This is a genomic window from Viridibacillus sp. FSL E2-0187, from assembly GCF_038006425.1.
GTDB classification, from domain to species: Bacteria; Bacillota; Bacilli; order Bacillales_A; family Planococcaceae; genus Viridibacillus; species Viridibacillus arvi.
The window spans coordinates 1,282,936-1,294,558 of the sequence record NZ_JBBOVG010000001.1 but is presented as its reverse complement, the minus strand read 5'-3'; the positions used below and the strand labels follow the sequence as shown (position 1 = coordinate 1,294,558).

General features: G+C 30.7%; 6 protein-coding genes. All 6 read right to left on the bottom strand.

Annotated features, from left to right (window positions below):
* Nucleotides 1-60: 60 nt before the first annotated feature.
* Nucleotides 61-444, bottom strand: coding sequence for an aspartate 1-decarboxylase (gene panD, locus MHH85_RS06320; protein ID WP_340706323.1), 384 nt, complete (start codon nt 442-444; stop codon nt 61-63).
* Nucleotides 445-730: 286 nt separating this feature from the next.
* Nucleotides 731-1,504 (bottom strand): GNAT family N-acetyltransferase, encoded by a 774-nt coding sequence (locus MHH85_RS06315; protein ID WP_340706322.1) that lies wholly within the window; start codon nt 1,502-1,504, stop codon nt 731-733.
* Nucleotides 1,505-1,589: 85 nt separating this feature from the next.
* On the bottom strand, nt 1,590-4,676 hold the full coding sequence (locus MHH85_RS06310; RefSeq protein ID WP_340706321.1) for a cyclic peptide export ABC transporter: 3,087 nt from the start codon (nt 4,674-4,676) through the stop codon (nt 1,590-1,592).
* Between the two features lie 88 nt (nt 4,677-4,764).
* Nucleotides 4,765-9,252, bottom strand: coding sequence for an amino acid adenylation domain-containing protein (locus MHH85_RS06305; protein ID WP_340706320.1), 4,488 nt, complete (start codon nt 9,250-9,252; stop codon nt 4,765-4,767).
* 11 nt (nt 9,253-9,263) lie between these two features.
* A complete protein-coding gene (locus MHH85_RS06300) occupies nt 9,264-9,971 on the bottom strand; it encodes a thioesterase II family protein (RefSeq protein ID WP_340706319.1) in 708 nt (235 codons plus the stop codon).
* 571 nt (nt 9,972-10,542) lie between these two features.
* Nucleotides 10,543-11,610 (bottom strand): ribosome small subunit-dependent GTPase A, encoded by a 1,068-nt coding sequence (gene rsgA / locus MHH85_RS06295; RefSeq protein WP_340706318.1) that lies wholly within the window; start codon nt 11,608-11,610, stop codon nt 10,543-10,545.
* Nucleotides 11,611-11,623 lie beyond the last annotated feature (13 nt).

The following is an 11,623-nucleotide window of genomic DNA, read 5'->3' as shown; positions in this document are numbered from 1 at the left end:
ACCTAAGATTGGTTAGAACAAGAATCTACAGTAAATAATCCGATATTCTTAAATCTATCATCACTTAATTTGACCATGTTTTTCGTAATGTCCAACTTCTTTAACTGAATTATCTTCGTGAACAAAAACGACTTTAGGCTTATGTGATACTGCCTCTTCCTCCTCCAGTTCGCAATAGGCCATAATTATAACCTTGTCTCCTAGTTGTACACATCTAGCTGCTGCACCATTTAAGCAAATTTTACCACTATGACGTTCACCTGCAATTACATACGTTTCAAATCTACTACCGTTATTTATATCCACTATTTGTACTTTTTCATATTCAAGCATCCCTGATTTTTTCATTAACTCTATATCAATAGTTATACTCCCTACATAGTTAATGTTAGCCTCTGTAACTGTCGCTCTATGAATTTTACCTTTTAACATACAAATTCTCATAATAAAAATACCTCTCATCATTTCATTTATTTTCCATTTTTAAAAGTTTACTTTTACTACCAATCCCTCAACTTTGAAGCAAGTTATACTCTCATTGATACTAGGCTCTTTTCTAGCGTAATTTTATTCAACATTTAACTTTAGTAGTTCCTTACTGTCGTCATTTCTAATCTCATTATAATCTAATAACTTCCAATAAAAGTAAGAATAACTACTTATCAGAATAAAATTGATAGTTTTTAATATATTCCTTAAAAATCAAAAACTTATAAATAGTCTCTAATATTTATTTTCTATTATTAATATAGTAGGTGTCATATGCCTCTTCATAAACGTACCCTAGTTGTTTTGCTAATTTGGCAGACTCAGGGTTAGCTGCATCCCAACTTGTATACATTCCTCTTGCTAGACAGTCCAACATCAAGGCAGATGAAACTACTGTGGCTAAACCTTTTCTTCTATGATTTGGGTGTGTCCCAACTTCAATTTCAATTCCATCATCATAGATGCTAAATGATGATGCACCACATACTACTTGTCCATGATGTAAAATAGCAAATCCAGCGCCCCTATTTAGGTAATCTTCTATAGAATCAAACTGACACGTAAAATCTTCTGAAATTTCATGCAAAGATGGGTCATTAGCTATAGTTGCATCAATTCTCTTCAATTCATATTCTTCTGGAAGTTTTAACAATAGAGTTTCTAGATAACTACTATTTAAATCTGCAGGGTTCTTTCTAAATTTATATCTTTGAAATTTGTCAAAAGCACCTTTATGAACAGTTTCTAAACGTTTTTTCCACTCATCAGTATTAACTATTACTAGAATGTCTTCAGGAAGATTATATAGTAACTCTTCAGCTTCAGTTGCATTAGGATCCCCGGCATAAAATGAGAAGATTCCGACTATAATTTGTGCAACTGTAGGGTTTTCAAGATCATTGACCCAAGCCGTCCCCATATGTCCTTGTAGACATGAGAGAATAATGGTGCTATCCAAATCTTCAAACATTGATTTCAACCGTTTTTTCGTATTAATATCTGCCTTATAAATCAAAATATCCCTTCTTTCTTATAGAATAAATTTAGCCCCAGAGATCAAATTAATCTGCAGAACTTATAGTATGTTTTTAGAATAGCAATCAAATATATGATTTTTCTCTCTGAACCATTCTTCCTAATTCCATTTTAATAACTTTATCTGCTCTATTAAAATAGTAGTCATCATGTGTAATTGCTATAACACACTTGCCCCTTCCTTTAAGGTTCGGTAATAGAGTATCGTAGAAAAACAATCTAAACTCCGGATCTTGATCTGCTGCCCATTCGTCAAATAAATAAATAGGTCTATCTTCCAAATATGTAACTAATAAAGCAAGCCTTTTCTTCTGACCTGTTGACAATTTAGTTGTACTGAATTCACCATCTACAATTTCAACCTTTTTATCAAGTTGAAGTAATTGTAGGTATTGGTGAATTTCATTTTCCCTACCTTTGTAGTCAATTCCATATAACTTATCAAATAAGTAGAAGTCACTAAAGACTGTAGAAAATTGCTCTCTCAAAGTCTGATCTGATACTTCATTATTATTTAAAGTAATGGCACCTTTAGATGGCAAATACAATCCACTTATTAGTTTGGCTAGAGTTGATTTCCCACTACCATTTCCACCTGTTATAAAGACAATTTCACCTGAATTGAAGCTATAATTAATTGGACCAATTTTAAAAATATCTTTTTCATAAAAATATTCTAATTCACTCAACTCAAGTACAACTTCACTTTCCATTTTGCTTTGTTTGTTATCGTCAATATCATATTTAGAAGATGATAATTGACTTAATAAATTATTAATCCTCTTGAAACTAATTCTAACTTCAATTGCATTTGGTATAGTATCAAGTATTCCATGAACTGGACCTATCATATAAAGCAGTATAAAAACAAAGGTAGCTATACTTGTATTATCTAAATCTCTTAAGATTAGTGGGAAGATAAAGACTATAGCACCAATAGCTAAGGTGAATAGAAGTTCTCCTATGATAAACATATTTGCAAAAGCTAATGCTGATTGACTCCTCTTTTCACGATATTTGTCGGAGTTATAATCCATATCAATTTCGAATTCTTTTTTTCTTTTTTCATTAAGGCTTAGCTCTTTAAAGCCACCAATTAAGCTATTAATAAACTTAAAAAATATATTTTGCAGATCCCTTGCCTCTTCACCTAACCTATTTGCATATCTACCAACTAAATAGTAGATACCCGCGATCAGTATTATTATAATAATTGAAAATAACAAGGCATAAATATTGATAAAACCCAAATACATAAGACAACAAATTAGAGTAATAACGCTTGTTACTCCACTTGTAAAAATATTCGCAAACCTACTTATGGTTTCAGTATCGTTATTTAAGGTAGATTCTATTGCACCTCTTTTAATTTCTTCGAACTTATTAAAAGGTGCTCTTAAAAGAGATTTAACTATTTCCATTCTCTTTCTATATACTATACCGTTTATTACCTGAATTAGTTTCCCTCTCAATATTTTTTGACCGTAAACATACAAAATTAAACCAAGAATAAAAAATATTAATAACCTTAGTCTAATATCTCGATTACCAGAAATCGCCATATTAATAGTAAAAATAATCATAGCATTCCCAAGACCACTTACAATGCTAAGTATTGATAATATTAATATCGAATTGTCCTCTTTTTTTTTGTAAAACTTGGTAATTAAAAAAAATATATATACTAGCCAAATGTTTATATACACTAGGTAAAGAGCAAATTGTATACTATTTGGAATCCATACAAAGACAAACTCCCATGAAACCCCCATAAAAATATATGAAGTTAAATATATACAATAGGTAATTAACAGCATAAAAATTAATGACAGGCTAATTTGTATTGAATCCCTACTAGTTATTCTTTTAAAACTTCTTTCTTTCTTAATAGCTTGCCATATAGTTTTAAATAGAAAATACACCGTAATAATAATAGTTAAACTTGTTATACATATTATTAATATTGAAATTTTATCCGCACTATTATTTAAGTCTCTTATTTGACCCTTACCTTCTTTACCTTCAAGAATATCGTTAATCCCCGCCGCAATAACTGAGACATAATCTGAATTTGTATTGCTAAGTAGTGCAATTCCAACCTCATCCTCTGGTCTAAAAAGAATGAATGAGGAATAATTCGGATTATTTCCACCATGCGAAATTACTCCCCCACCTTTTTGATAAACAAACCATCCTGCAGCATATGAAGAGCCATCGTCTAAAGGAGCAACTCTCCGATTAGCTTGATGAGACTCCTCAATTAAAGCTCTATCGAATTTAAAATCTTCAGTAGTGTCCATTTGAATCTTGAGCCAATGTGCCATGTCTTCAGCATTCGAGATAATATATCCAGCAGGTATATTTCCTCTATATACTGGAGCATCATATACCCTAGGCTTTAAAAACCCCAATTTATAACCTTTAGCAATACGTTCATCAATAAGTTTCCTATTTAAATGCGTATCATTTAAACCCATTGGAATTAGGACATTTTCTTTTATATATGTTTCAAATGTTATACCTGTAACTTTTTCAATTACTAGACCTAAAACATCGTAATTTATTGTTGCATACTGATATTCAAACCCTGGTTCGCTATCTAGTTTTATATCTATCAGTGTTCTAACAGTTTTTTCTAGAGCATTTTCTTCATTAGACACTGGGACCCTATCTATTGTATTAAAAGGAATTCCGCTTGTATGGTATAAGAGGTCTTCTATTGTTATTAGAGCTTTTTCACCTTCATAACTCATTTTTAGCCAAGGAATATATTTTTCTACTTCATCATCTAACCTAATCACCCCATCCTTTTGTAGTTGTAGAATCCCTAAAGCAGTAAAAGCTTTACTATTGGATCCAATTTCAAATAATGTTTTGGAACTAACTGATTCTTTGCTATCTAGATCAGAATAACCAAACCCTTTTTGAAAAATGGTTTTATCTTTTTCAACAATTACAACCGACAACCCAGGTATCTTACCTTCGCTCATCTTATCTTCAATAAATTTTTCTATTTTAATACTAGTGTTTTCCGATAATTCATGAATTCCTATTGTCTCATTACCTAAAGCGATACTACTCAAAGGTAATAAAATCATATAGAGCAGAACACTAACCATAAAAAATAATTTATATTTATTATTTTTCCTCACAATACTATTGCCCCTTGTATACATTTAAGTATCTTTTCTACTTCGAACAATTTTTTCTTAGCTATACCTATGTTCTTGGGATAATTAATTAAATGAAAAGATTATCTATTTCTTCTTGTGAAATATCCACCCCATCAAAATCTGATGGTGTAAACTCTTTGGACTCTTTTCTAGTACAATGTTCAAGGATCCCATTCAGCATTTCTAAATAACTATTAATAAATGTTTGAATTGTCTCTACTTTAAACCTCTTGTTACTAAAAGTAACGTTAAATTTAAGTTCTTTATTAACTATCATGGCATTAATATCCATTAATGCCGTTAATGAGTTTTCTTCATCACTATCTAATCCAAATCCTACATTAACTATGTTTAAACTCTCGTTATTAATAATATTGTCAAAGTCTCCAAGATAATTAAACCTTATACACTTATTATTGGAATCTCTTAATTCCTTATTTAAATATTTTAATATACTATAGTTAAAACCTTTATTAGGAACGCTTCTTAGTTGCTCTTTTAATGACTTGAGGTTCTCTTCAATATCTTTATGATCTATTTTAAAATATGCTGGGTACATACTTGTAAACCATCCTACTGTTCTAGAAATATCTATAAAATCATTAATCGGCTCTCTTCCATGTCTTTCAAGTTCGATTATTACTTCATTATTTTCAGTTTGTTTATTTATTGTAAGAGCTAATGAAATTACTAATAGCTCATTAAGCTCAACATTATAGATCTGATTCGTGTTTTTTATTAATTCTGTAGTAGAATGTTCGCTCAGTTTACCACTTAATACACGTGATGTTTTAACAGTATCTTTCCCATTAAAAGTATCTACTGGATACATAGTCTTTTTCTCTAAAATTGAATTCCAATAATTCACTTCATCTTTAAAGTTTCCTTTTCTATAATTATTTAATTGCTCTGACCACTCTTTAAAAGAATGGGTTTTCAGAAATAGATTAATATGTTCATTACTGTCCAACTGGTTCAGAATAGTAATGAAATCATTCAATAATATTCTCCACGAAATTCCGTCTACTATTAGGTGATGTGCTGTAAATAATAAGCCTTGCCTATTATTATCAAACTTCATCATAGTTACGTTAAATAATAGAGTATTTTCTATGTTGAACTCCATATTAGCTTGATCTACTAAACTATTAATATTTTCAGCACATTTAGAATTGGAATGATTAGACAAGTCTAAACATTCCACATAAATCTCATTATTCAAGTGGTTCTGATTATAGTAAATTTTCTTATTTTTCTTATCGTAATTAATCCTTAACGAATCATGGTATTGAACTAATTTATTTACGGCCATTGATACCTTATTGCAATCTAAGGCTATTCCTTCATACTCTAATACAACATATTGATTATATAGATTTTCATTATGGAATTTTTCATTAAAGAACCACTCAATAATAGGTGTAGATTCGATTACCCCATGATGATGATCTTGACTAATTATCTTACCACTTTCAATAACCTCTATAGCTGTCGCAATCTCACTTATGCTCCCATGAGTTAATATATCTTTCACATTAATATCTAAGCCAGCATTTTTAAGAATCGAAGAGATCTGAATTGCTTTGATTGAGTCTCCTCCAATTTGAAAAAAGTTATCATTCAGACTTATCTTTTCAATACCTAAAATCTCTTCCATCGCTTCAACTAGTTCTTTTTCAATAGTTGAATTATGCTTTACGAAATCTTTTTTATCGTATGTTGGATGTGGAAGTAAAGCGTAATTTACCTTTCCATTAGACGTCAGCGGTAACTGTTCCATGAAGATGAAATTTATTGGAATCATATATTCAGGTAGAAACTTTAAAAGCCAATTTTTAATTTCAGAATCTGTTACTTCTTTCTTTGCAACCATATATGCATTTAAGGTTTTATTCTTTCTATTATCTTCTTTAATAGCTACTATTGCATCCTTAATAGCCTCATTTTCTAGCAAATATTTCTCTATTTCTCCAACTTCTATACGGTATCCTCTTATCTTTACTTGATCATCATTTCTACCAACATACTCTACTACACCAGTGTCTATGTATTTAGCAATGTCGCCAGTTCTGTACATTTTTTGATCTTTATTGTATGGGTTAGGAATAAACCTATCCTCAGTCAGATCTTCTCTGTTTAAATATCCTCTAGCTACACCGTTTCCTCCAATATATAGTTCGCCAGATATTCCTGATGGAACAACATTAAGATGACTATCTAGTATATAGATTTGAGTGTTGTCAATTGGGTACCCAATAGGAACTGATAACCCTTTGTCCTCTTCATTATATTTGTATATCATGCATCCAACTACCGTCTCGGTTGGTCCATATTCATTGTATATTTCTATATCCGTGTTAAAGCTTTTATGTACTTTTTCGGCTAAATTTCTTTTTAAATCTTCTCCACCAATAATAAGCCTCTTAATATTAGAACTACTATTGTCCATATCTTTTATTAAGGACAAATGAGCTGGAGTAAGTTTTAGAACAGTTACTTTGTTTTCTCTTAATATCTTAAAGAGAACATACTCTGATTCATCATTACTGTAAATCACAACCTTATTCCCAGATATTAGAGGTGTAAAAATTGAGGTTACTGTCAAATCAAAAGATATTGAAGAATACAATGCCATTGCTCCCTTTTCATCTCCAAAATATTCTTTCTTAGCCCACCATACATAATTTGATAGCCCACGATGCTCAATCATTACTCCTTTTGGTTTTCCAGTAGACCCAGATGTATATATTACATATACCAAATCATCTAAGCTATTAACATTTTCTATATTCTCTTTGCTATACATGTTTAAGTCTATATCACAGACATTAATAATATCCCCACTATATTTAAGATCTTTACCCACCATGGAATCCGTTAGTAACATTGTACTTCCTGACTCGTCAAGAATATAGTTGATTCTTTCGGTCGGGTACTTAGGATCAATAGGTAGATAAGCTCCCCCAGCTTTCATAATTCCCATAATAGCTATTACTAGCTCTATAGAGTGGCTTGCCATAATACCTACTAGCGATTCCCTTCGGATACCCATTTTTTTTAAATAGTTCGCCAACTGATTTGCTCTCTCATTTAAAACTTTATAACTTAATGTCTCTTTTTCGAACTCTATAGCTATTTCATTTGGTGTTTTCAATACTTGTTTTTCAAATAATTCACTTATTTTTTTACAAGGGATTTCATTTTTCGTAGAGTTTAGCGAATATACCTTATGATATATTTCATCTTCATTGAGAAGTTTTATATCTTTAACCATTTTTTTACCATTTATTAGAATTTGGTGCATAATATTTATTAAAGATTTATATAGTACTTCAATTTCTTGGTCGTTATACTCCTCAATTTTATAATCAAAGTTTAAACTTATATTATTCTCTTCCCACTCTTTGACTGTTAGCTGTAATGAATAGCTTTGAGACCCACTGTAGTATTCATGTACTTCTAAATCTATTCCATCAATCTCATTCACATATTGTGAATTATAATAATTTACACTCATCTTAAATAAGCTATCAAAGCCCTGCTGATTTATCCCTAACTCTCTTATTAACATATCATAAGGATATTTCTGATTAACAAGGCAACTTTTTAGTTCTCTATTAACTGCTTTTATTATTTTATCTACACAATATTTATCATCTAACTCGAACCTCAACGGAACTGTACTTGTAAACATTCCAATTGTGCTTTTTTGTTTCCTACCACTTCGATTAAATACTGGTGTACCTACCACTAAATCTTTTTCATTTGTAATTTTGCTTAAATATATAAGTATGATTGATATAAAGAAAGTGTTTAATGAGTATTGGTTATCTTGTGTAAACTTGTTAATCCTTTTAGTCAGTTGACTATCAATATTACATGATTTTCGCCTCCCCTTTAAACTTCCTGTGGTGTTATATAAAAATTCTTCGGGAATATTATTAAACTTTTCTTTCCAAAAATCCTTGTTCTTTGTGTATCTTTTAGAATTAAAATAATCCTGTTCTTCTGTGATAGCATCTAAATATGAATACGACTGACTAAACCCAACCTCAATGTAATTCACTAATTTACTATATGATTCGATTATTTGCTTTTCTATTACACTAATTGACCATCCATCAGAAATAATATGATGAATATTTAATAATACACCGTACTCTTTTTCACTTATTTTGTATATTGAAAAGTGATATAATTGATTATCTTCTAGTGAGAAAGTTTCCTTGAATATATCTTCTGACCATTTTTTATGTTCATCTCTTGGTGTCTCTAAATTACTAAAATCTATAAAATCTATGTTTTCTTTTTCATAGTTATTAACATATTGAACAGGCAATCCATTTCTTTCCTTAAACCTTAATCTTAAACCTTCATTATTCTGCACAACAAGATTAATTGCGTCTATCATCTTCTGAACATCTATACTCTCATTTATTTTCAAACATCCTCCAATATTATGAAGAGGTGAATTAGAGTTCATTTTATCCATATACCATATTCTCTTTTGGGCGTGAGTCAAATCATAAAAATCACTATAATTGCTGTGTTCCATTTAAACACTCCCTAATAAAAAGTTTTCTCTTTAATAATTGTTTCATTGATAATACTGGTTATTTTTTCAGTATTATTATTAATGAAAAAATGATTACCCTCAAAATTGTAAACCTTAAACCCTTTACAAACATGATTTTTCCAAGCTAACATCTCCTCCAAATTTATAGAATCTTGTTTCCCATTTAATATTGAAACATTACATTCAATCTTGTCTTCTCTATTTATATACATATAGTCTTCTATAATTTTAAAATCACTTCGAATTGTGGGGAGAAATAATTGCATTAGTTCTTGGTTGTCCATTAATTCCTCTGGAGTTCCTCCGAGATCGATTACTTTCTTAATAAAATCATTATCAGGCAAAGTGTATATCTTTTCCCTTTCCCTGTTTACACTTGGTGCTCTATATCCTGAGAAAAATATGTGACTCGGTTTTCTTAAATTTAAGTTACTTACTTTATAATAGAACTCGTAAGCCAATAGGCTTCCCATACTATGTCCATAAATGGCATAATCATTACTTTCTATTTTTTCTCTACTATTCTCAAAAATATCATTTACTGCTTCTTTTATACTTTCATAGAAATTTTCATCAAATCGCTTTCCTCGTCCCCTTAACTCTATTGGAATCAACTGGATTGAAGAATGTAAATGTTTTCTCCACTTAAAATATATTGATTCTGATCCACCTGCGTATGGTAAACAAAACAATATCATTAATACTTTTCACCCCTAATAATAACTTTGCTAAAGTCCCTTGTCCCTTTGGACTTGTAATCATATCAATACTAAAACAGCAAAATTATTTATTTAATATTAGACTATCGAAATATCTCTTATACCCTATAGTTGTCATGTTCATTATTCTTTTTTGAAATAGAGAAAGATGTCAATGCCTTGACTAGAGTCTCATACAAATTTCATTACTAACTTCCTAAGTATTATATGCAATAGTCTTTAACAGCATCTTGATACGACATTAAAAATTGTGTTTTTTCAAAAAATTACAAATAATAAAACCCACTATTAGGTATTATAACCTAAAATTGTATTTAATTATAGTAATTTGTAATATTTATTAAAATAATTACAAATAATCTAATAATTAGTATTTAAAAATCCTACAGACTATAACATTTGTAATACTCGTTTTGCAGCACTAATCTATTCATTTTATTATCCAATTTACGCAGCATGCCCTACACAAATTTCTTACCTGTATGCCAAATGATGCTTGGTTACCGAATAACATAAAGGAGCGACCTTAAACGATAGTCGCTCCTTCATGTTATCTTCTTCTATTTTTTGCCTTAGTAGCTTTCCTAATTCTCTTTGTTTCTCGCAAATTATCAAACATATATTTTAGTCTTTCTTTTTCCCGACTCTCGGCTTTCAACTCAGCATGTCTTGCTTCTCTTTCAAGCTTTAGATAGCTTTGTAATCTTTTATTTGAAAGCTCTCCATTTGTAATGGCCTGCTGTACGGCACAGCCTGGTTCACTCTTATGCTGGCAATCATTAAATTTACACTGCTTCGTTAGCTCATCAATATCTGCAAATGATTTTGATAAATCAACACTTTGGACCCCCAACTCTCGCATACCAGGGGTATCGATGACAACACCAAGTCCTGCAATCTTAAAAAGTTCGCGTCTTGTTGTCGTATGTTTTCCTTTATCATCATTTCTAAGACCTCTTGTTTCAATAAGCTCTTGACCAAGTAACGAATTTATTAATGTTGATTTTCCAACACCAGATGATCCAATAAAAGCTACCGTCTGTCCACCTGATAAGTAGTTTTTGATGGGTTCATAGCCCTCATTATCGACACTTGAAGTTACGATTACATCAACGCCTATGGAAATCTTTGATACTTCCTCTAGCATTGTTTCCACATTTTCACACAAATCTGCCTTAGTTAACACGATAACTGGTAACGCTCCACTATCCCATGCAATCGATAGATATCGTTCCATTCGTCTTATGTTAAAATCATTATTTAACGACATACATATAAAAATTTGATCAATGTTAGCGGCAATAAGCTGAGTGTTTTGGGTCATTCCGGCTTCCTTGCGTACTAGTAAACTTTTTCGAGACAGTACATGGTGAATTATACTATTCCCATCTGTTAGTTGAATCATAACAAAGTCTCCTACGGTCGGATAATTTCTGGCTCCTGTAGCTTTAAAACGAAACTTTCCAGATACCTCCGCTTTCAGCTCACCTTGTTCAGTGATTAACTTATATATCCCTTTTGATAATGACGACACTCTTCCAACATGAAGACCTTCAAAATGTTTTACTTCTTTTAAGAAAAAGTCATTTAAACCTAAATCTTTCATTTCAATATTCAACGTACCATCCTCC